The organism is Achromobacter marplatensis (genome assembly GCF_002209535.1).
In the GTDB taxonomy this organism is placed as follows: Bacteria; Pseudomonadota; Gammaproteobacteria; order Burkholderiales; family Burkholderiaceae_B; genus Achromobacter; species Achromobacter marplatensis.
On record NZ_NJIG01000001.1, the window covers coordinates 437,801 to 459,909 of the forward strand.

Annotated in this window: 18 protein-coding genes; 13 read left to right on the top strand and 5 right to left on the bottom strand. The window is 60.3% G+C overall.

The window, feature by feature from the left end; genetic code table 11:
* Positions 1 to 2: 2 nt before the first annotated feature.
* Positions 3 to 1,673 carry an ABC transporter permease gene (locus CEY09_RS01900; RefSeq protein ID WP_088587321.1) on the bottom strand — a complete coding sequence of 557 codons (1,671 nt, stop codon included), beginning with the start codon at positions 1,671 to 1,673 and terminating at the stop codon, positions 3 to 5.
* Between the two features lie 113 nt (positions 1,674 to 1,786).
* Positions 1,787 to 2,830 (bottom strand): Fe(3+) ABC transporter substrate-binding protein, encoded by a 1,044-nt coding sequence (locus CEY09_RS01905; RefSeq protein ID WP_006222212.1) that lies wholly within the window; start codon positions 2,828 to 2,830, stop codon positions 1,787 to 1,789.
* A gap of 257 nt (positions 2,831 to 3,087) precedes the next feature.
* Between CEY09_RS01905 and CEY09_RS01910 the strand changes: the two genes are divergently transcribed.
* Entirely contained in the window at positions 3,088 to 3,864 is a 777-nt protein-coding gene (locus tag CEY09_RS01910; protein ID WP_006222211.1) for a ferredoxin--NADP reductase, read from the top strand.
* Between the two features lie 72 nt (positions 3,865 to 3,936).
* On the opposite strand, the gene CEY09_RS01915 is transcribed toward CEY09_RS01910, so the two are convergent.
* Genes CEY09_RS01915 through CEY09_RS01925 form a run of 3 tightly spaced genes read right to left on the bottom strand, consistent with a single transcriptional unit; the run spans position 3,937 to position 6,694 of the window.
* Entirely contained in the window at positions 3,937 to 4,902 is a 966-nt protein-coding gene (locus CEY09_RS01915; protein ID WP_006222210.1) for a Bug family tripartite tricarboxylate transporter substrate binding protein, read from the bottom strand.
* A gap of 47 nt (positions 4,903 to 4,949) precedes the next feature.
* Positions 4,950 to 5,339 (bottom strand): AtuA-related protein, encoded by a 390-nt coding sequence (locus CEY09_RS01920; protein WP_006222209.1) that lies wholly within the window; start codon positions 5,337 to 5,339, stop codon positions 4,950 to 4,952.
* On the bottom strand, positions 5,336 to 6,694 hold the full coding sequence (locus CEY09_RS01925) for an acyclic terpene utilization AtuA family protein (protein ID WP_088587322.1): 1,359 nt from the start codon (positions 6,692 to 6,694) through the stop codon (positions 5,336 to 5,338). The genes CEY09_RS01920 and CEY09_RS01925 overlap by 4 nt, the downstream gene beginning before the upstream one ends.
* A gap of 98 nt (positions 6,695 to 6,792) precedes the next feature.
* Here CEY09_RS01925 and CEY09_RS01930 point away from each other — a divergent pair, with 98 nt between their 5' ends.
* The 12 genes from CEY09_RS01930 to CEY09_RS01985 all read left to right on the top strand — a co-directional run bounded on the left by CEY09_RS01930 (position 6,793) and on the right by CEY09_RS01985 (position 22,108).
* Positions 6,793 to 7,707, top strand: a complete 915-nt coding sequence (locus tag CEY09_RS01930; RefSeq protein ID WP_088587323.1) for a LysR family transcriptional regulator — start codon at positions 6,793 to 6,795, stop codon at positions 7,705 to 7,707.
* Positions 7,708 to 7,815: 108 nt separating this feature from the next.
* A complete protein-coding gene (locus CEY09_RS01935; protein ID WP_006222206.1) occupies positions 7,816 to 8,202 on the top strand; it encodes a Rid family detoxifying hydrolase in 387 nt (128 codons plus the stop codon).
* A 40-nt stretch (positions 8,203 to 8,242) separates the two neighbouring features.
* Positions 8,243 to 10,333, top strand: a complete 2,091-nt coding sequence (gene recG, locus CEY09_RS01940; RefSeq protein WP_088587324.1) for an ATP-dependent DNA helicase RecG — start codon at positions 8,243 to 8,245, stop codon at positions 10,331 to 10,333.
* Positions 10,334 to 10,415: 82 nt separating this feature from the next.
* On the top strand, positions 10,416 to 11,366 hold the full coding sequence (locus tag CEY09_RS01945; RefSeq protein WP_088587325.1) for a LysR substrate-binding domain-containing protein: 951 nt from the start codon (positions 10,416 to 10,418) through the stop codon (positions 11,364 to 11,366).
* Positions 11,367 to 11,516: 150 nt separating this feature from the next.
* Positions 11,517 to 12,017 carry a Dps family protein gene (locus tag CEY09_RS01950; RefSeq protein WP_006222203.1) on the top strand — a complete coding sequence of 167 codons (501 nt, stop codon included), beginning with the start codon at positions 11,517 to 11,519 and terminating at the stop codon, positions 12,015 to 12,017.
* Between the two features lie 248 nt (positions 12,018 to 12,265).
* Positions 12,266 to 13,060, top strand: a complete 795-nt coding sequence (locus CEY09_RS01955) for an SDR family NAD(P)-dependent oxidoreductase (protein WP_088587326.1) — start codon at positions 12,266 to 12,268, stop codon at positions 13,058 to 13,060.
* Positions 13,053 to 14,672 (top strand): LTA synthase family protein, encoded by a 1,620-nt coding sequence (locus CEY09_RS01960; protein ID WP_088587327.1) that lies wholly within the window; start codon positions 13,053 to 13,055, stop codon positions 14,670 to 14,672. Before CEY09_RS01955 ends, CEY09_RS01960 begins: the two co-directional genes overlap by 8 nt.
* Positions 14,673 to 15,097: 425 nt before the next feature.
* A complete protein-coding gene (locus CEY09_RS01965) occupies positions 15,098 to 16,204 on the top strand; it encodes a KpsE/RkpR family capsule polysaccharide export protein (RefSeq protein ID WP_088587328.1) in 1,107 nt (368 codons plus the stop codon).
* 10 nt (positions 16,205 to 16,214) lie between these two features.
* A complete protein-coding gene (locus CEY09_RS01970; protein ID WP_208625033.1) occupies positions 16,215 to 17,351 on the top strand; it encodes a polysaccharide biosynthesis/export family protein in 1,137 nt (378 codons plus the stop codon).
* 16 nt (positions 17,352 to 17,367) lie between these two features.
* On the top strand, positions 17,368 to 18,156 hold the full coding sequence (locus tag CEY09_RS01975) for an ABC transporter permease (RefSeq protein WP_088587329.1): 789 nt from the start codon (positions 17,368 to 17,370) through the stop codon (positions 18,154 to 18,156).
* A complete protein-coding gene (locus CEY09_RS01980; RefSeq protein ID WP_088587330.1) occupies positions 18,153 to 18,821 on the top strand; it encodes an ABC transporter ATP-binding protein in 669 nt (222 codons plus the stop codon). Before CEY09_RS01975 ends, CEY09_RS01980 begins: the two co-directional genes overlap by 4 nt.
* 32 nt (positions 18,822 to 18,853) lie before the next feature.
* The gene (locus CEY09_RS01985; protein WP_088587331.1) at positions 18,854 to 22,108 is read left to right on the top strand and encodes a polysaccharide pyruvyl transferase family protein; all 3,255 of its coding nucleotides are present in this window, start codon (positions 18,854 to 18,856) and stop codon (positions 22,106 to 22,108) included.
* The last annotated feature ends 1 nt before the right edge of the window (position 22,109 follow it).

Genomic DNA, 22,109 nt, shown 5'->3' on the forward strand with positions numbered 1-22,109 from the left:
GATCAATGTCCCATTTTCAGATTGGTGCGCGCCAGCAGAATGACGGGCAAAAGGCCGGCCAGGACGATCGCCAGCGCCGCGACGGCGCCTTCCTCGTACGTGCCGCGCGCGGCTTCGGCGTAGAGCCAAGTGGCGAGCGTATCGAAATTCATCGGCCGCAGCAGCAAGGTTGCCGGCAGTTCCTTCATGGCGTCCACAAAGACCAGCAAGGCGCTTGCGGCCAGCGCGGGGCGCAGCAGCGGCAGATGGACCCGGCGCAAGGTGCCCGCCGAGCTTTCGCCCAGCAGGCGAGATGCCTGTTCCAGCGAAGGCGGGATGCGGGCAAGGCCGGCTTCCAGCGCGCCCGTGGAAATCGCCAGGAAGCGGATCACGTAGGCGATGACCAGCGCGCCCATGGAGCCCATCAGGAACAGGCCCGAGCCGCCGAATACCGTGGCGACCGCATGGTCGATCCAGACGAAAGGCGTCAACAGGCCGATGGCCAGCACCGTGCCCGGCACCGCGTAGCCCAGGCTGGCGATGCGCGCGCAGGCGCGGCCCGGATTGAAACTGGCGCTTTCGCGCATGGTGCGGCCGGCCCAGGCCACGATCAGCCCGCACAGCAGGGTCACAATGGTGGCGCTGAACGCGACGATCAGCGTGTTGCCCAAGCCGTTGATCAACTGGTTCGATACGCCGCCTACTAAATGCAGGCGCTTGTAGGTTTCATAAATCAGATAGGCGGCCGGCGCAATGAACCCCATGACGACGGGGATCCAGCCCAGCAGGGCGGCGACGGCGGCGGGCAGGCCGCGCAGGCGGCGCGGTTGCATCGGGCGCATACGCTGCGTATTGGCGTAGCGCTGGCGCTTGCGGCCGTGGCGCTCCAGCATGATCAACCCGATCACGATGGCCAGCATCGTCAGCGCGATCTGCGCAGCGCCGGCCAGGTCAGACCGCGTCACCCAGGTCGTATAGACCGACACCGTCAGCGTCTGCACGCCCAGGAACTCGGAGGCGCCGATATCGTTCAGCGTTTCCAGCAGCGCCAGGCTGACGCCCACGACGATGGCCGGCCGCGCCAGGGGCAGGGCGACGCGGAAGAACACTGCAACGCGTCCGGCGCCCAGCGTGCGCGCGGCTTCCAGCAGGCTGGCCGCCTGCGTCATGAACATGACGCGGGTGCTCAGATAGACATACGGGTATAGGACGAAGCCCAGCACGAAGATCGCGCCGTAGATGGAGCGCAGGTCGGGCAGGCGGAATTGCCGCGGACTGTCATAGCCCAGCAGCGCGCGGATCGCCGTCTGGACCGGCCCGATCGGGTGCAGCAAGTCCAGGTAAGAGAACGCAATGATGTAGGTGGGTACGGCCAGCGGCAGCAGCAGCGCCCAGGTCAGGATGCGGCGCGTGGGGAAGTCGTAGGCGGTCACCAGCCAGGCGGCGCCCGTGCCCAGCAGCGTCACCATCACGCCCACGCCCGCCAGCAGCATGGCCGTGTTGGCCAGGGCTTGCGGCAGCACATAGCTTGCCAGGTGCTGCCAGTGCGAAAGTTCGCCGCCCAACGCCCACCACAGTAGCGTCAGCACGGGCGCAAGCACGGCCAGGGCGATCAGGCCCGCGCCCGCAAGCCAGCCGGCGCCGCGTTCAGTCCAGCGCAAACGCAACGGCCGGGGCAAAGATTCTGTGTGCATGCTTCAAAGTCGATTGCATCAAAGGCAAGGCCTGTTCCCTCCGGAAAGAAGGGAACAGGCCCAATACTGCCGCAGGGCTGCGCCACGCCGGGGGCGTGGCGACCTGGGGCTTATCAGTTGTCGAAGCCGACCTTGTCCACCAGTTCGCTAGCTTGCTTGCGGTGCTTGGCGATTTCGGTCAGGGGCAGCGGATCCACCTTCAGTTCGCCAAAGCTGGCGATCACGGGATCCAGCTTCACGCCCTTGCGGACGGGGTATTCATAGTTGGCCTGGGCATACAGTGCCTGGGCCGGTTCGGACACCAGGAAGTCCAGCAGCTTGATCGCGTTGGTCTTGTTCGGTGCGTGGGCGGCAACGGCGGCGCCGCTGACGTTCACGTGCGTGCCGCCACTCTTCTCGTTGGCGAACGTCGGGCGGATGACCTTGATGGCGTCGCCCCACTTGCGGCCGTCGGTGCCGGGTTCGGAATTCTTCATGTGGCCGACGTAGTACGCATTGGCCAGGCCGATGTCGCAGATGCCGCCCAGGATGTCGCGCGCCACGTCGCGGTCGCCGCCGGCCGCCTTGCGGGCCAGGTTGGCCTTGACGCCGCGCAGCCACTTCTCGGTGGCTTCCGCGCCGTCATGCGCAATCATCGAGGCGACCATGGCGGTGTTGTAGGGGTGCTGGCCCGAACGGATGCAGACCTTGCCCTTCCACTTCGGGTCGGCCAAATCTTCGTAGCGGAAGGATTCCAGCTTCAGGTCCTTTTCTACGTACAGCACGCGGTCGCGCAGCGACAGGGCGTACCACTTGCCGTCGGCGCCGCGCAGGTTGGCGGGAATCACCGATTCCAGGGTCTGGGACTTGATCGATTGCGTTACGCCGCCGTCCACCAGATCCAGCAAGTTGCCGATGTCCACGGTCATCAGCACGTCGGCGGGCGACTTGGCGCCTTCCGCCTTCACGCGTTCCAGCAGGCCGTCCTTGACGAAGACGGTGTTGACCTTGATGCCGCTTTCCTTGGTGAAGGCATCCAGCAGCGGCTGGATCAGCTTGGGTTCCCGGGTGGTGTACAGGCTGACTTCTTCCGCGGCGTTGGCCGAGACGGTGAAGGCGGCGGCGCCGGCCAGCGCCAGGGCGCGAAGCAGCGAATTCAATTGGGGACGCTTGGTCATGTCGGGAACTCCGGCTAGGGCAGCAACGAGGAAGCCGTGAAGGGCTTTCCGTTGCTTAAAACGGTCTGCTAACGAAAACGATTATCAACTGAGACCCGGACGATAACAGGAAGCGAAACAGCATTCAACTATTCGTAAGGCATGGGTTCCAACCCTTGATCCCCATCAATACGGCATAAGGGTATTACGGAATAATGAGAGCAATTCCTATCAAGACCCTGTAGAATAGGGTCAACCCTAATATTACCTACTACGACATGGCTGCTTTCAACACTGAGCGCGTACTGAGCGTGCACCACTGGAACGACACCCTGTTTTCCTTTACCACGACGCGTGATGCGGCCTTGCGGTTCCACAACGGCCACTTCGTCATGATCGGGTTGGAAGTTGAAGGCAAGCCGCTACTGCGGGCCTACAGCATCGCCAGTGCGAACTACGAAGAAAACCTCGAATTCCTCAGCATCAAGGTGCAGAACGGTCCGCTTACGTCGCGACTGCAGCATCTGAAAGAAGGCGACACCATCCTGGTCAGCCGCAAGCCCGTGGGCACGCTGGTCGTCGACGACCTGAAGCCGGGCAAGCACCTGTTCCTGTTCGGCACCGGCACGGGCCTGGCGCCTTTCATGAGCATCATCAAAGACCCGGACATCTACGAACGCTTCGACAAGGTCATCCTGGTTCATGGCGTGCGCTGGGTCAGCGAACTGGCTTATGCGGACTTCATCGAAAAGGAACTGCCGAACAATGAATTCTTCGGCGACGTCGTTCGCGACAAGCTCGTCTACTACCCGACCGTCACGCGTGAGCCGTTCCGCAACCAGGGCCGCATCACGGAACTGATGGAAAACGGCAAGCTCTGCGAAGACATCGGCATTCCCCAGATCAACCCCGAAACCGATCGCGCCATGATCTGCGGCAGCCCGCATATGCTGGCCGACATCAGCGCCATGCTGGACAAGCGCGGTTTCGTCGTGTCTCCGGGCGTGGGCCAGCCGGGCGATTACGTGGTGGAACGCGCTTTCGTCGACAAATAAGCCACCGCGTTTTGTGCCGATAAAAAACCCATCGCCCAGGCGATGGGTTTTTGCATTCCAGGGCAGGCCCGCTTATTCAGGCTGGATTCCGGCCTTCTTGATGATGTCGCCCCACTTCCTGGATTCGGCCTGCTGGAACGCGGCTAATTCGTCGGGCGTGGAGGTGGCCGGGTCAGTGCCGGTCTGGGCATAGAACTGCTGGGCGGGCTTGGTCTTGGTGGCGTTCACCAGCAACTCATTCAAGCGCTTGATCACGTCGGGCGGCGTGCCGGCCGGCGCATAGGCCGCGAACCAGTAACCCATCTCGTAATTCGGCACGCCGGCTTCGGCGATCGTCGGCACGTCAGGCGCCAGCGGCGAACGCGCCAGCCCGGTCACTCCCAACGCGCGCAGCTTGCCGGACTTGACCTGGGGCAGGCCGGTCGCTGTGTCGGTGATCATCATGTCGATCTGGCCACCGAGCAGGTCGGTCACGGCCAGCGGATTGCTCTTGTAGGGCACGTGCAGCAGCTGCACGCCCGCCATCTGCTGCAGCAATTCTCCCGCGATGCGGCTGCTGGAGCTGCCGCTGCCAAAACTCAGCTTGCCCGGTGACTGCTTGGCCTGGGCCAGGAAGTCGCCCACGGTCTTGGCGGACGAATTGGGATTGACCACCATGATCTGGCCGCCTTTGCCCAACAGCGAGATCGGCGCGAAGTCTTTGACGGGTTGGTACGTCAGCGACTTGTACAGGTGTTCATTGGCGGCGTGGGTGGTGTTGGTGGTGATCAGGACCGTATAGCCGTCGGGCGCGGCGCGCGCGCCTGCGGCGGCGCCGATCATGGCGCTGGCGCCGGGCTTGTTCTCGATCACGACGGCCTGACCGGTCTGTTCCGTGACGCCCTGGCCGATGGCGCGGCCGATCTGGTCCGTGGCGCTACCGGCTGCGAAGGGCACGATGAACGTGATGGGTTTGGCCGGAAAGCTTTGGGCCAGCGCGGTCAGGGGGAGGGCGGCCGCCAGCAGCAGGGCCAGCCGGCCCTTGGATGAAATGCGCATGTGTGTGTCTCCTGTGGTGTTTTTTTATAGGGTGGTGATGGCAGTGATCAGGCGGCCGCGGGACGGTCGCCGGGTATGTCTGGCAGCCGGCGGGCCAGGTCGGGGCTGACCTCCACCGTCAAGTCCAGCAATCGGAAAGACAGGCTCTTGCCGTGCGTGTCCAGGTTCAGCGCGTCGTTCACGCCGCCGTCCAGCACGCCTTCCAGCACGAAGTTCATGGCATGCAGGGTGGGCAGCAGGTAGCGGGTGACACGGGCAGGGTGCCGGTACGCAAACCACGCGGCAACGCGTGCCTCGGTGACTTGCGCCGCCAGTACCGCATAGCATTCCGGGTCCCAGGCGATCAGGCTCAGGTTGGAGATATCGCCTTTGTCGCCGGAGCGGCTGTGGCCCAGCCGGTACAACGGCACGGCTTGCGTGTCGGGGTTGCGAGTCATGGGGCGATATCCTCCAGGAAGTTCCAGCCGCTGTGCACGGCTTCGCGGGAAATGGTGCAGGACACCATGTTCAGGCGCGGGCGCAACGCGGTGCGGACGCCGCCGCCGCCGGCCGGCCCGCAGGTATACAGCGCGGTCACTTCACGCAGGATGCGTTCAGCCTGGGCGCGGTCGGCATGTTCACCGGCAATCCGCAGGCGCACGTCGCGCGCGTGGCCGTCGGGCCGCGCGCGGCGCATTTCACCGGCGTCGTCGCCCAGGATGCTGATCGCACCGATGAGATCGGCGCGCAGCCTGAAGGCAGCGCCCAGCCGTTTCTGGACGATGTCCGCAGCAAGGCGCGCGCGGGCTTCGGCCTGCACGCCCGCGTACGAGATCTCGGCTTCGGCCAGCCAGCCGCCGCGATAGCATACGTTGACTTTGAGTTCGGACGGACGGGTGTGGCCGGTGATGCCGTGCACGGCGACGCGGTCGCCGCCCAATTCGACGACCCGGGCCTGGCTCAGGTCGGCCACGACGTCGGGCGTCAGATAGCGGGCGGGGTCATGCACTTCGTACAGCAATTGCTCTTTGACGGTGCGGGCGTCCACCGCGCCGCCGGTATCTGCGGCCTTGCCGATAATGAATTCGCCGTCCGCATGGATTGCGGCGATGGGGAATCCCGCCGCGTGCACGTCGGGCACCTCTTTCAGGCCAGGCACGCAGAAATAGCCGCCCGTGACCTGCAACCCGCATTCCAGCATGTGGCCCGCCATGGTGGCGCGGCCCAGGCGGGGCCAGTCAGCCGCATCCCAGCCAAAGTGCGCCATTGCCGGTCCCAATGTCAGCGAGGGGTCCGCCACGCGGCCTGCCACGACGATCTGCGCGCCGGCGGCCAGGGCCTGCGCGATTTCCGTCGCACCCAGATAGGCCGTGGCGCTAACCACCTCTTGTCCTTCCAGCGCCGCGCCCAGGCGTTCCTGCAGCAAGGCGCGTTGCGCCGCCGTATTCAAGGCGTCGCCATGGACCACCGCGATCTTCGGCACGGGCAGCCCCTGCTCGCGCGCGATTGCGGCAATGCGCCGGGCTGCCGCGGCCGGGTTTGCGGCGCCGAAATTGCTGACGATGTTGATGCCATGGCGCAGGCAATCTGCCAGCACCGGCGATACCAGTTCGTCCAGCAGCGGCTCGTAGCCGCGGCTGGGATCGTCATTGCGAGCCAATTGGGCCAACGCCAGCGTGCGCTCGGCCAGGGTTTCGAAAATCAGCGTGCCGCCGCCCTGGGCGGCCAGCGTGCGCACCACCGCGGCGGCGCCGTCGCTGCGGTCGCCGGAGAAGCCGGAGGCGCAGCCGATAAGCAGGGGAGATTGAGGCATAAAGGGTCCAGTCGGCCTTGAGGGCTGTCCGGGCCACTATAGGCATACGAGGTTCATCAGTAAAATAGAAAGATCGGATGAATTGATAGAAGAAACTCATGAATCTATCTGCCCGGCAATTGCGCGCCTTCGTGGCCCTGGCCGACGAGCGGCACTTCACCCGCGCCGCCCAGCGCTGCCACCTGACGCAGCCGGCTTTCAGCGCATTGATCCGTTCACTGGAAGACGCCGCCGGCCTGCGGCTCTTCGACCGCAACACGCGGCACGTGGAGTTGACGGCCGAGGGCAGGGTGCTGGATGCCTCGGCGCGCCGCCTGCTGGCGGACATGGATCTGGTCATGGACGACCTGCGCGATCACGCCGCCCGCCGCCGCGGCCGCGTGGCGCTGGCAGCGCTGCCCTCATTGGCCGCCGGCTGGCTGCCGGGCTTGCTGGCGCGCTTCAGCCAGGCGCACCCGGGCATCGTGCTGGACTTGCGTGATGCGCTGCTGGACCCCTGCCTGGACATGGTGCGAAGCGGTCAGGTCGACTTTGCCGTGGCGTCCCGCCGCCCGGACATGACGGACCTGGACAGCGAATTCCTGCACGCCGACCGCTATTTCCTGGTGTGCCGGGCGGATCATCCTTTGGCAGCGCAAAGCCAAGTCCGCCTGCGCGACATCGTGCGTTATCCCGTCATTCAACTTGCGCGGGGCAGCAGTGTGCGCAAACATCTGGACGAGGCGCTTGGCGCCGACGCGCCGCTGCCCGTGTTCGAAGTCGAGCACCTGGCCACCGTGACCGGCCTGGTCCGGGCCGGCTTGGGCGTGTCGGTCGTGCCCGCCATGACGCTCTTTCATTTCCGCAGCGATGACCTGCGTGTGGTGCCGCTTGCCGGACGCGCCCTGACGCGGCCGCTCTACCTGGTGCAACGCAAAGGCCGCAGCCTCTCGGTGGCGGCCCAGGCGCTATACGAACTGCTGATCGCGCATCGGGGCGATATCGGCGGGGCGGGGCATCAGGCAGACTCGTAGCACCCGGGAAGTGACAACCCTGCGTCATCCGGGCACTTTCGCAAAAGTCTATTGCTGTTTAAACTCCGATAGTTGTAGCTTCTATCCGTCACCTGAAGGATTCCGCCCATGAGCAAGCAAATCATCCATACCGACGCCGCGCCCGCCGCCGTTGGCCCTTACTCGCAAGCGGTTGCCGTTAGCGGCACCAAGACTGTCTACCTCTCGGGCCAGATCGGCCTGGAGCCCGGCACCGGCGATCTGGTCTCCGAAAACTTCGACGCCCAGGTGCGCCAGGCGTTCGCCAACATGCAAGCCGTGATCACCGCCGCCGGCGGCACGCTGGACAACGTCGTCAAGCTCACCCTGTTCCTGACCGACCTGGGCAAGTTCACCGCCGCCAACTCCATCATGGCCGAACTCATTCCGCAGCCGTTCCCGGCGCGTTCGACCATCGGCGTGGCCAGCCTGCCCAAGGGCGCGCAGTTCGAAGTCGAAGCCATCCTCGTCCTGTAAGGCACACCCGGACTTTTCGATACCAGGGGTTCGTTCCTTCATGCCGGCCGCGGCCGTGGCTTCCAAGCGACCCGGCGCCGATAACAAAGGCGCCGGGAAACCGTTGACGGATACAGAGCGCAAGCTCCGTAACCTGGGTTTGGTGCTGCCCGAGGACTTCGTGCTGCACCTGCCGTTGCGCTACGAGGACGAAACCCGCGTCATTCCGATCAGTTCCTTGCGCCCCGGCTTTTCCGGCCAGGTCGAAGGCGAGATCACCAAATCCGAGGTGCTGTACCGGCCTCGGCGCCAACTCACCGCCACGCTGGTGGATGAAACCGGCGAACTCCAATTGCGTTGGCTGAACTTTTATCCCAGCCAGCAGAAGCAGATCACCGTGGGCAAGCGCTTGCGCGCCCGCGGCGAAGTCCGTACCAACATGTTCGGCCGCCAGATGGTGCACCCGCGCATGACCAATGCGGATGCCCCATTGCCCACGGCGCTGACCCCTGTCTATCCGACGACAGAAGGGCTGCCCCAGCTGACCCTGCGTCGCGCCATCGCGCAAGCGCTGGACCGCGCCGACTTGTCCGATACCTTGCCGGACGAAGCGCGTCAGCGCTATGACCTGCCGCCCTTCGAACCCGCCATTCGCGCGTTGCACACGCCCGCCCAAGGCGAGTCCGAGCAGGCGCTGCTGGACCGCGTGCATCCGGCCTGGCGTCGGATCAAGTTCGATGAGTTGCTGGCCCAGCAGTTGTCGCTGGCGGCCGCGCGTGCGGCGCGCCGTGTGAAAGAAGCCGAATCGCTACCGGCGCGTAACGAGCCGGGTGGCCTGGTGGCCAAGCTCTACGCCAAGCTGCCATTCAAACTGACCGCTGCGCAGGAACGCGTGGTGCAGGAAATCTCGGCGGATCTGGCCAAGCCCTATCCCATGCACCGCTTGCTGCAAGGGGATGTGGGCAGCGGCAAGACCGTCGTCGCCGCCATCGCGGCAGCGCAAGCGATCGCCAGCGGCGCGCAGGTGGCGTTGATGGCGCCCACTGATATCCTGGCGGAACAGCACTTCCAGAAGCTGGTGTCTTGGTTGCAGCCGCTAGGCGTGAACGTCGCCTGGTTAAGCGGCAGCCTCACCGCCAAAGCCCGCCGCGAGGCCGCCGCGGCCGCTGCCGACGGCAGCGTCCAACTGGTCGTCGGTACGCAGGCGCTGATCCAGGATCACGTCGAGTTCCATCGCCTGGGCCTCTCGATCGTTGACGAGCAACACCGTTTTGGCGTCGGCCAACGCCTGGCGCTGACCAAAAAGGGCGAAACCGTCCGTGGCAGCATCGTGCCGCATCAGCTGAACATGAGCGCCACGCCCATCCCGCGCACGCTTGCCATGACATTCTTCGCCGACCTGGACGTGTCCGTCATCGACGAACTGCCGCCGGGCCGCACGCCGGTGCTCACCAAACTGGTGTCGGACGCACGGCGCGAAGAAGTCATCGCCCACGTGGCCCAGGCCGCGCGGGGTGGTCAGCAGGTTTATTGGGTCTGTCCGCTGGTCGAAGAAAGCGAAGCGCTGGAGTTGCAGACGGCGGTGGACACCTACGAAGCCATGCGGGTTGATCTGCCCGACTTGCGAATCGGCATGGTTCATGGCCGCTTGCCGCAAGCCGAAAAAGCCGCCGTCATGCAGGCATTCCGCGAAGGCGAGGTAGACCTGCTGGTGGCCACCACCGTCATCGAAGTCGGTGTCGACGTGCCCAACGCATCGTTGATGGTCATCGAACACGCCGAACGCTTCGGCCTGGCTCAGCTGCATCAGTTGCGCGGCCGGGTAGGGCGCGGCACCGCCGAATCGGTCTGCGTGCTGCTCTATCAAACGCCCCTGTCCCAGATCGCGCGCGAACGCCTGCGCGCCATGTTCGAGACGTCGGACGGCTTTGAAATTGCCCGTCGCGACCTGGAACAACGCGGCCCGGGCGAATTCCTGGGCACGCGCCAGTCGGGCATGGCGCTGCTGCGCTTTGCCGACCTGGAAACCGATGCCGCCATCGCCGAAGACGCGCGCGATGCCGCGGTATGGCTGCGCGCCGAGCATCCCGATGCCGTCGAAGCGCACCTGGCGCGCTGGATGCGCGGCCGCGAAGACTTCCTGCGGACGTGACGCCATGCGGCCTATTCTTAACCTGAATCTTTCAAGCGCCGGCCGCAAGGCCCGCGCGCAACCCCCGGGGGCGTAGTCCACCATGACTCTCACCGAACTCAAGTACATCGTCGCCGTCGCGCGCGAACGGCATTTCGGCCGGGCGGCCGAGGCCTGTTTCGTCAGCCAGCCGACACTGTCCGTCGCGATACGCAAGTTGGAAGACGAACTGGGCGTGACGCTGTTCGAACGCGGCGGCGCCGAGGTGGGCGTGACGCCGATCGGCCAGCGCATCGTCGCGCAGGCGCAGAAAGTGCTTGAAGAAAGCGCCAGCATCAAGGAAATCGCACGGCAGGGGCACGACCCGCTGGCCGGCCCCTTGCGCGTGGGTGTCATCCACACCATCGGCCCGTATCTGCTGCCCAAGCTGGTGCCGGTGCAGATCGGCCGCACGCCGCAGATGCCGCTGCTGCTGCAGGAAAACTTCACCGTGCGCCTCGTGGAACTGCTGCGCCAGGGCGAGATCGATTGCGCCATCATGGCGTTGCCGCTGCCCGAAGCCGGCCTCGTCATGCAGCCCCTCTATGACGAGCCCTTCATCGTCGCGGTACCCAACGACCACGAACTGGCCCAGCGCAAGTCCATCGATGCCCAGGACCTGAAGCAGCAGACCATGCTGCTCTTGGGCAGCGGACACTGTTTCCGCGATCAGGTACTGGAAGTCTGCCCCGAACTTTCCCGGTTCTCGGCCGCCAGCGACGGCATCCAGCGCACCTTCGAAGGTTCATCGCTGGAAACCATCCGCCACATGGTCGCGGCCGGCATCGGCGTCACCGTACTGCCGATCACGGCCGTGCCCGAGCATCCGCCCAGCAACAGCCTGCTGCGCTACCTGCCGTTCGACGGCCATGTGCCCGAGCGCCGCGTGGTGCTCGCCTGGCGCCGCAGCTTCCCCCGCCTGGCTGCAATCGAGGCCCTGGCGCAGGCCGTCTATGAATGCGAGTTGCCAGGCGTGAAGATGCTGACCGACGAGGCGGCCGCGATTCAGGACTGATTTTGCAAGGGCTGGCGCGACGCGACGGAAAGGTCTTTTGAGCCGCGTCAAAACGTCGTCGCGCAATCCCTTGCTTCGTGCTTGTCTTGAGTCAATCCGTAGTGTTTGCAGTGGTATCCTTAATTCGTACTTATCCCATAGGAGCTAGCAATGGCCAAGTCCACCAAGAAGACCCCGAGCGTTCCGCGCATCAACATCGGCATTTCGGACAAGGACCGCGCGGCCGTCGCCGGTGAATTGTCCAAGCTGCTGGCCGACTCGTACACGCTGTACCTGATGACGCACAACTTCCACTGGAACGTCACGGGGCCGATGTTCAATACGCTGCACCTGATGTTCATGACGCAGTACACGGAGGAGTGGAACGCGCTGGACAGCATCGCCGAACGCATCCGCGCGCTGGGCCATTACGCGCCGGGCACCTACCGCGAATACTCCAAGCTGTCGTCGATTGCCGAGCCCGAGTCGGTGCCGGAAGCGCTGGAAATGGTCCGACTTTTGGTCAGCGCCAACGAATCCGTCGCCAAGACCGCCCGCGCCGCCTTTGAAAAGGCCGACGCCGCCAACGACCAGCCCACGGCCGACCTGCTGACGCAGCGCCTGGACGTGCATGAGAAGAACGCCTGGATGCTGCGCAGCTTGCTGCAATGATCTAAATCGCGCGTTCGCTTACAATGGCCGGCCATCTTCCCTGCTCGGGGGAGGTGACCGGATCCTTGTGAACACCCAACATGGCCGCCGAAAGGCGGCCATGTCTATGCGACCGTGCCACAGATAACGCCTATACACCGACCTTCTGCTTCATATTTCTTTCGCCGCGCCTACGCAGTGCCGGCTCCGCGCGTCGCGCCGCTCTGTCGCGCGTTCTCTGGCGATTCCGCCATCTCATCCCAGCAAGCATGAACCACACTGATAGCCGCGAACCCGGCTTTCCGAGCTGCGTGCTCATTACCGGTGCCACGGGTGGCATCGGTGGTGCGCTTGCCTTGGAATATGCCGCCGCCGGCGCAAAGACCCTGATCCTGCAAGGCCGTAACGCCGCACGCCTGCAAGAGCTGGCCGACAGCTGCGGCGCTTTGGGGACGCGCGTCGTCACGAAGGCGCTGGATGTGCGCGACCACGACGCTTTGATGGCGTGGCTGGTCGACGTCTGCGAAACTGAAATGCCCGCGCTGGTTGTTGCCAATGCCGGCGTCAATATCAATACGGGGCCGCAGGGGCAGGGCGAGGACTGGCAAGACGTGATCCGCCTGCTGGACGTCAATGTCCGGGCCGTTTTTGCCACGGTCCATGGCGTACTGCCGGCAATGCGCCAGCGTGGCCACGGCCAGATCGCCCTGATCAGCTCGCTGGCTGCCTGGCGCGGCCTGCCTGAAACCCCCAGCTATAGCGCCAGCAAGGCGGCCGTCAAAGTCTATGGCGAAGCCATGCGCGATGCGCTGGCCGATGAGGGCATCAAATTCAACGTCATCATGCCGGGTTACGTGGAATCGCAGATGTGCTTCGACATGCCCGGCCCCAAGCCATTCCTATGGAAGGCGGACAAGGCCGCGCGTGTAATCCGGCGTGGGTTGCAGGCGAACCGGGCGCGGATCAGCTTCCCGTTTCCGCTGAATCTGGGTTGCTTCCTGCTGTCGGTGATCCATCCGGCCGTGTCGGGCTGGATCCTGAAGAGGTTGGGCTACGGTGATTGAGGCGTTCTGGATTCCGTTGCTGCCGCCGTATTTGATCGGGCTGGTGTTGTCGTTCTTGGTGGAGGCGATGTTGACGCCGCGACCGGTTGCGCCGTGGCGGCGCCCGCTGGCGGCGGTCGGCGTGCATGTCGGCGTATGGACGTTTGCGTTTGCGTTGGAGTTGATGCTGTTCAGGCGACCCTATTTTGCAGTCGCGAATGTGCTGGCGATCGAGTTGGTGATCGTGTTGGTCAGCAATGCGAAGTATCAGGCGCTGAGGGAACCGTTTGTTTATCCGGATTTTGAGTATTTCACGGATGCGATCCGGCATCCGAGGTTGTATTTGCCGTTCTTTGGGGCTTGGCGCGCTATGGTGTCTGGTGGCGGCTATGGGGTTGCGTTGTGGGCTGGGCTGACGTTGGAAGATTCGGTCACCGCAGGCGCAGGCATGTGGCTCGTTTCATTTGCCGACTTGCCGCAAGAGCATATGTTCGATCCGACGGCACCTGCCGTGCCATTTTTTTCGCATTCGGGCGTACTCGCGCTATGTGGCTTCGCACTGGCTAAAGGCACGGGGGCATGGGTCGATGCTTCCGTGAACGCAAGTGCTGACCTGCGCCGGATTGGCTTAATCGCAGCATTGTGCGCTTATGCTCGAATGGAACGTCAGCCTACTATCAGGCTGAAACAGCTTGCGCCGTTCAATCCAGCCACCGAACTGCCGCGGCAATCGACCGTCATGCCGGATCTGGTCGTAGTGCAAAGTGAGTCGTTCTTCGATGTGCGGCGTGCCTATCCGCAGGTGCGGCGTGACGTGTTGGCCAATTTCGACCTGCTGAAATCCGAATCTGCGAGACACGGGCAATTGACTGTCGAAGCCTGGGGCGCAAATACGGTGCGTACGGAATTTGCTTTTCTGTCGGGCATGCCCGCGGCGGCTCTTGGTGTCCATCAATACAACCCTTACAGGCGCTTGGCCGCGAAGGGGTTTCCTACGATAGCGTCGTATCTGAAATCGCTGGGATATCGGACGGTGTGCATCCATCCCTTTCACGGCAGTTTTTATCGTCGGGACAAGATTCTGCCGTTGCTGGGATTCGAGGAATTCCTGGATATTTCGCATTTCGCGGGTGTCCTGCCGGACGGGCCCTACATTGGGGATCGTGCGGTGGCGGAGCGAGCATTGGCCCTGTTGGACAGTCCGGGGGATAGGCCGTTGTACCTTCATGTCATCACCATGGAGAACCACGGGCCTTTGCACTGGGAAGGCGTGGACAAGCGAACAGAGCAGGAACTAATGGCGCAGCCCGTGCCACAGGGGTGTGCTGATTTGCTGGCTTATACCCGCCATTTGCGTAACGCCGACGCGATGTTTGGCGCATTGCGTCGTGGCCTACTTGCGCGGTCTCGACCTGCCGGTCTATGCATCTTTGGCGATCACGTGCCGATCATGCCCACTGTCTACAAGCAACTAGGCGTCGTGGATGGCACTACAGACTATGTGATTTGGCATTCGTGGAGAGCGCAGCTGACGGACGCGGACCGTGTAAGCAGTTCTGCCCTGTCTACGACTTTTCTAGCGGGCATGGGGGTATGGCCGCCAGAAGCAGTTGCAGCTCGAGGGCTGGAGTAATGCCTCGAAGATTTACTTATTGTTGTACTTTACAATAGCTCGTCTTGTTTAGGTTCCGTTGTGCAACAGATTGCGATGCGATTTCTACTACAATCAGGTCGCTTAATAAAAAGGGCCATTTGACTATACTGAATTTGTGGCATTTATTCGATATTCGCTAATAAAGCGTGCATTTCGAAAGAATTGATGAAGTCATGTATATTCAAATGATAGATTGTTTCAATGTGTTTCTGTATCAGTATGTAGTTGGTCTCGATTTCTTTCATTCGTTCATCGGGCCGTGTCGAAGAGTTCGCCCATCAGGGGACGAAATCGCAGTAGTCTCTGCTCCCTTTTAATTTTTCAGTGCCGAAATCTCCGGCAGGCGCCTAGGCGTCCCCAATGCGTTTTCAGCCTGTTTATTCCTCTTCGCTCTAATAGTCGCAATGATCAAGTTGGATTTTTTCAAAGGCCGCAGACTGATTCTGCTGATGATCGTGATGCCCATGATCGTCGCTATCGTCTATTTCAGCTTCTTTGCGCTTGACCGCTATGTCAGCACCGCACAAGTTGCTGTCAGGCAGGTCGGCAATAACGATGCGCCTGCAGTTCCAGGTCTAGCGATAATGCTTAGTGGACTCAACCCCACTTCCCGTGAAGAGACGTTGTTCCTCCGCGAATTCCTGAGCTCACAGGACATGTTGGATGTGCTTGAACGTGAACTCGATTGGTCCAAGCATTATGCGGCGCAACTGCGAGACCCCATTTATTGGTTGGAGGACGACGCCCCGCAGGAAGACAAGCTGGAATACTTCAGGCGAGTAGTGCGGGCCCACTTTGATGAGCAGACGGGTCTGCTCGGTGTAAGCGTCCAGGCGTTCGAGCCCAAGTTTGCAAATGACACACTACAAGTGATGTTGGGTGAAAGCGAACGATTCGTTAATGAGTTGTCACATCGTATGGCGCGTGAGCAGATGGCGTTTGCACAGGGCGAACTATCGAAGGCGCGTGAAAACTACGAACTGCGTCGAGAGGCAATGCTCGAGTTCCAGGGCAAGAATAGCGTGCTAGATGCGGAGGCGACCGCCAAGGCGCGGGGCGACATTATTGTCGAGCTGGAAGGCAACCTTACCAAAGAGCGGACGACCCTCAAGAATATGCAGAGTCGATTAGATAACGACACTCCCCAGATTCGTCAGCAACGGAACCGGATTCGTGCGCTAGAACAGCAACTTGAATCCGAAACACGCCGTTTAGTTTCGCAGAATACGGGCAGCCAATTTAATGTAGTGGCCTCCCGCTATCGTAGCCTGACCATTGACGCTGCTATTGCCGAGGAAACGTACAAGTTTGCGGTTAGCTCGGTTGAGTCGGCTCGGATCGAGGCAAGCAAGAAGCTGCGCAGCCTAATCATGGTGGTGTCGCCGAACATGGCCGAACGTCCAAGCTATCCCGAGCGGTTGTATGACCTTCTGACAATTTTCATCGGGTTGATGTTGCTCTTTGGCATTGTCCGATTTGCGGTTGCCACTATTGAAGATCATCGCGACTAGAGCATATATCATGATATTTAGTTTTGACGGGCGTGTGCTGATTCGTACCATGGCCTTGTCCCTCCCTTTATTGCTCACTGGATGCGGCAGTTTGCTGTCGGGTGCTGGGCCCTCACGTGCCGCAATCTCGACTGAGGAAGGGCCACAGAATTATGAGTTGGTCGACATCTCAGCTGAGACGATTGGTCAATATATGCGTCCGCTTGACAAGCCGCTAGCAACGCATGTCGCTATGCCCGACGTACCGGAAGTTCGGCTGATGCCTGGTGATGTCCTGCGCGTCCTCATCGCTGACAGCGTGACGGAAGGCGCTATTTTTGCCCCTCTAGCACTGGGAGGAACAACCTTTGAAAGCGTCAGAGTGGACAACAAGGGGAAAATCTCGCTCCCCTACGTCGGCACGGTGAATGTTGCGGGCGAAACGTTGAGCGAGATCGAAAAGATCATCCGTAAGCGGTTGGCTGGCGTAACGAGCGACGTGCAGGTTCGAGTTTCCGTAACTGGTGATTTGTCCGGATCTGTGTTGGTCGCCGGCGCCGTCAAGGCCCCGGGGCGTTTCTCTGCTTTAGAAGGTCCATTGACCTTGCTAGACGCAATCAATCGCGCCGGTGGCCCGCTACTTGAGCCTCATTTGATTCGTGTGCTGGTACGTACGGGCTCACGTTCGTTTGCTTATAACTATGAAGAGCTGCTGACTGGTGCCAACCATGTGGTGGCCCCCGGCGCGGAAATCATCCTGGAGCGCGCACGCAAACGTTTCGTTGCCATGGGGTCTGTAGGCGATCCTGGATTGCATGACTTGCCGTCGAACAATCCGAGTTTGCTTGAGGTGCTGGGAAAGATCAAAGGTCTGGATGAGTCAAAGGCGGATCCGAGTGGCGTGTTTGTCTTCCGTATGCCAGAGCAACCAGATCCGACCGACGGTTTGGATGATAAGCCGGCTGGCGAGTCCGATGCGACCCAGGCCCGACCCATCGTGTTTCGCTTGAATATGAAGGATCCTGCAGCGATTTTTCTGGCGCGCCAATTTTTGGTGCGCCCAGAAGATGCCGTCTATGTCACATCTGCCATGGTGTATGAATGGCAGAAGATTATCGCTCCGATTGTTCAAGTGATGCTGCTTGGGCGCACCATCAGTAAATACTAGGTACTGGCAGATCCAAATGTTTCAAAAGAGGTCGTCTGTCCGAATTTTTCGTGACGTCGTTTTTTCGCTGATTTTGCGAGAACTTAAGGCGCGAGTTGGACTCGATCGTCTGGGATTTCTGGGGATGTTCATCTCTCCGGCGATTCAGATGATCGGCACGATGGTGATCTTTACGTTTTTGAGGGCTCGGACGATACCCGGGGTGGATTTTCCGGTTTTCCTGCTGAATGGAATCGTTCCTTACATCCTCTTCAAGAATATTGCGCTTAAGGGCATGGAAGCGGTCAATGCCAATAAGGCTTTGTTCGCCTATAAGCAGATTCAACCACTGGATTGCATTTTGGCGCGGGCAGTCGTCGAATCATTTTTGATGATCGTCATTTATACGATTTTTGTTTTCGCCCTGGGGTTCTGGATGGATTTTGATGTCGCCATTCACTACCCACTTCAGTGGGCTTACTACATGGCCTGCGGGGCGGTATTTTGCGTCGGTCTGGCGATGATGTTGTCGGTGCTGGTTCAGAAGGTCCCAGAATCAAAACTCGTGATCCGTATTACGTTCTTGCCACTGTATTTTATGACCGGGATTCTTACGCCTATTTGGCATTTGCCGCAAACCGTGCAGGAATTCATGGCGTACAACCCTTTCTATCACATCATCGATATGTTGCGGCGTTCGGTGTTTGAATTTTATCCACGAACCGACACGGTTAATCCCGGTTTGCCGCCCGCCATTGCATTGATTGCGCTGGCAGCAGGCTTGTTGATTTATCGATATGATCGCAGGAGCCTGGCGCAAGCATGATTCGGTTTGTCAATATTCAAAAGACATATATATCTGCGGCTGGTAGGTATACCGTGTTCAAGGACTTGTCCTTTGAAATACCATCGAACCGCAATGTCGCGCTGATTGGCCGGAATGGTTCGGGCAAGTCGACCTTGCTTCGGCTGATCGCAGGTCTTGATAAGCCAGATCGAGGCAGTATTGTCACTAGCAGTAGGATTTCGTGGCCCATCGGTCTGAGTGGCGGGTTTCAAGGCTCTCTGACAGGCCAGGATAATGTGAAGTTCGTGGCGCGTGTAATGGGCGCCGGTGGCGATCAGATGCGTAAGATCGTAGATTATGTGCGTGATTTTGCCGAAATTGGCGAGCATTTTGATTTGCCAGTGAAGACATATTCGTCGGGTATGCGGTCCCGTGTTGCCTTCGGTCTAAGTTTGGCTTTTGATTTTGATTACTACTTGGTCGACGAGGCTATGTCCGTGGGAGATGCGCATTTTCGCGAAAAGGCCGCCGCCGCGTTCAAAGAACGAGTCCTGAAATCCCGGTTGTTACTCGTGACTCATGGCATGGGTCAAGTGAGAAAAATGTGCGATATGGTATTTTTCATGAAGAATGGAAATATTGAAATTTATGAAGATGTGGAAGAGGGTATAAGGCGATATGAGTCTGATGGCCGCTCAAACTGATAATATCTTCCAACTAAAACTGCGGGTTCCAGATGATTTCCAAGATTGAAACTCTTCGCCAAGAGCTACGTACCAAGAAGATTGATGCCGAGAAACATTGGAGAATAATGTTTCTGGGTCGCTCGGTTAATGGTAGTACCGACATCGTCTCTTGCTTGATGCGAGCACTTCAGAATTTGGGCCACCAAGTCCTGAATATCGATACCGGCAAGCACAAGGAAATGACGGAAAACCCTACGCGTGCGCAGGGTGGAAATGGTCCTATTTACGTCAAACTGTCCAAGATAGAAAAGGCAGTGGATCAGTTTCATCCTCACATCATCATCTTCGGTGCTGGCGGATTGTGTTTCAGCGAGGAGGATGCCAAAGCAGTGCAGGATAGGGGCATCCTGTCATTGGGAATCACGCTGAGCGATCCTGATGTATTCCCTACGGTTTCTACTTACGCAAAATCGTTCGACTTCCATACAACAAATGCCATGCGCGCCATGGACATGTATAAGGAAGCTGGTGTCAACAATACGCTGTATTTTCCGTTTGCGATCGACCGCGGGTATGTGACGCAGGAAGTTGCACACGTGCCTGGCTTGGATGCCGATGTGATTTGCTTGGGCCATGCTACGTCTCGGCCAGAGCGTAACGACGTCATGCTTGCATTGGCGGAGCGCTTCAATGTGAAGACGTATGGGCGGGGCTGGCTGCTACCGGGAAGCGAGGTGGTGGAAGGTACTCGTCAATTGCAGGCATCGCGGCAGGGGAAGTGTCACGTTAACTTCGCCGCCACTCGAGCTGGCTATATCAATATCAAGTGTGGTGTCTTTGAAACGATAGCCAGCGGGCGGTTGCTTTGCACTGCGCGTTTCGACGAGATGTCGAATTTCTTCGACTACGACACACAGATCGTCGGTTGGGATAGTGAGGCAGAGCTAGAGTCCGAGCTGTCGCGTGTGCTATCTGATCCCGCTGTCTACCAAGCCGCGGTAGAGAGTGCGTTCGAGAGGCTCGTGAGTGAGCACCTGTACGAGCACCGCTGGCTGCAATTGTTCAAGGATATCCACGAGTCGCTTGAATCGGACAACTGCCCCATTCCGGAACCCGCCCGCAATGTATTCCGGGAACGGCTGTCCGAGGATTTAGGACGTGCCAAGCGAGTTATTCTTTCCGGCTTTTATGGCGCGAACAACGCAGGCGACGAGATGATCTTGCGCTCGATTTCGAAGCGTATCGCCGCTGCTGATAAGTCTACGCAGGTCGTCATCGCGGCTGAAAATCCGCTGTTTGTGGAACTGACTCACGGATTGGAAGCGTTCCGACGCAGCACTCATCACGTGGCCGACAGTTACAGCCGAAATGCCTCCGCCATCGTTGTGGGAGGAGGAGGGCTGTGGCACGACTACACATTCAGCCGGGCTGGTGGTATTCGCAGTCTCTTCACCGGCGCCAAAATCTCGATCGCGGGCTTTTCAATTCTGCCAATGATCGGCATGGTTCGGCAAGTGCCATTTTTTGGGGTGGGACTAGGCGTTGGGCCGCTTCACGATCCGGATGCGAAGCAGTTGCTTAAGTGGGTGGCAAATCACGCGACGTCCATCCAAGTGCGTGACCAGGAATCTTTGGATGCCTTGCACGAACTCGAATTGACGACGCCTTGCTCGCTGGAGCCGGACGTCGTGTACGCCGTGGACTTGGGCGACACGACCCCGGATGATGGGCTGCGCGAGCGCGCGGGGGGGCGGCTGATTGTAGGAGTGAACGTACGGCATTGGCAGAAGGAGTCGGGGCAGCCGAATTTGGTCGCGCTGGCCGCTGCCCTGGATGTGATCGCTGCGCGGGGGAATGCCTATTTCGTTGGCATCCCCATGCAGGAAGGTGGGTCTCATGATCGGGATGCGTTGGAATTCGTATTCTCGAGAATGCAAGACCGCTCTTCGACTGAAATCTATCCTGAAGTGATTGGCGTCCACAATATTGCTAATGTGCTAAACAGCTTTGACTATTTGATCGCAATGCGCCTGCATGCCGCGCTAATCGCGCATCGCTTGCATAAGCGGGTGCTCGGGTTGTCGTACGATCCGAAGGTCCGGAAGCACTTTGCGGAAATCAGCCGCTCGGACTTCGTGCTTGATATCTCAGCTTCTGCGACGCAGGTTGTCGAGAAATTCGACGTGTTGGTATCAGTGCAGGGTGAATTATCGGCGCAGAGCTTGGCCGATGTTGCGAAAATGGAACTGGACGCGTCGAGCGCACTGGATCGCGTTGCGGCCGATATTGCGCAGGTTCCGGCAGTGGACAAGGCTTTCGAATTGCCCCTGTCGGCTGCGGCCCATGAGGTTTCACCGGCCCCTGCCGGTGGCGCGCAAGGATTTACGACGGACAAGGTGTGGCAACGGAAGACGGTCCGGCCCGCGCTGCGCTCCTTCGAGGTGCGTGGCTCTGAGGCCATGGCGCCTGGCGGGGACTGGCTTTCGGGCCGGCCCCAGATGCGCAACTTTGACAGGGCTTCAGCAAGTGCAGCGGCTGATGCGTTCGCGTCGGTTGATGCTGATCTCGCCGGAATTTCCCCGGCCTACAGGCCTGCAATGCGGAGCGGCGTCAACTCGGAGAGGAACGACAGTGAAGGGGCTGTTCGCCTTGATCTGCGGACGTCAGGGTCCGAATTGGTGGGTGTGGGGGGCAATCCGTTCCAGGAGACTCAAGAGGTCGACGACCGTCGCTACGTTCTTCGCTTGGACGAGGGGGTGACGAGCCATGTGCACACGCATGTCTCAGTGGAAGGTGCCGTTGTAACTTCAGCTGCTGCAATCTCGTTGCGATTGCCGATTTCGGCGCCTCGGCGTAGGGATTCGACTCAAGCCATTATTGAAGTGCCTCTGATTATGGGTCGAGGACACGAATTGTCGTTCCAATTGCACAAGCACTATGAGCGGCCGCGCAACAAGGGCTATATCTATTGCTTGCTTAAGGTCGACGGAACGCCGGTTTGGATGGAAGACATCGCGCTGCGTCGCGGAGATATCAATCTTTCTGTCCTGATCGGCAAGAAGCAGGCAGAGGCGGGCATTTCGCGTCTGACGTTCGAGTTGGTTGCGGCCCGCAATTGCAAGAACTGGAGTTGGGAAAAGGCCGCAAAGATAAAAATTAGCAATGCGTGCATTCGTCAGACAGATTACGAAGGCGCGTCTCGCGCAGTTGCCTCAAGTCCATACTCGCTGATCAACCAGAGCGCCAAGCGTGAGTACAAGTGGCTTGGCAAGGTCTGGGCTGCCTATCTGCCTCGCTGGTTTTGAC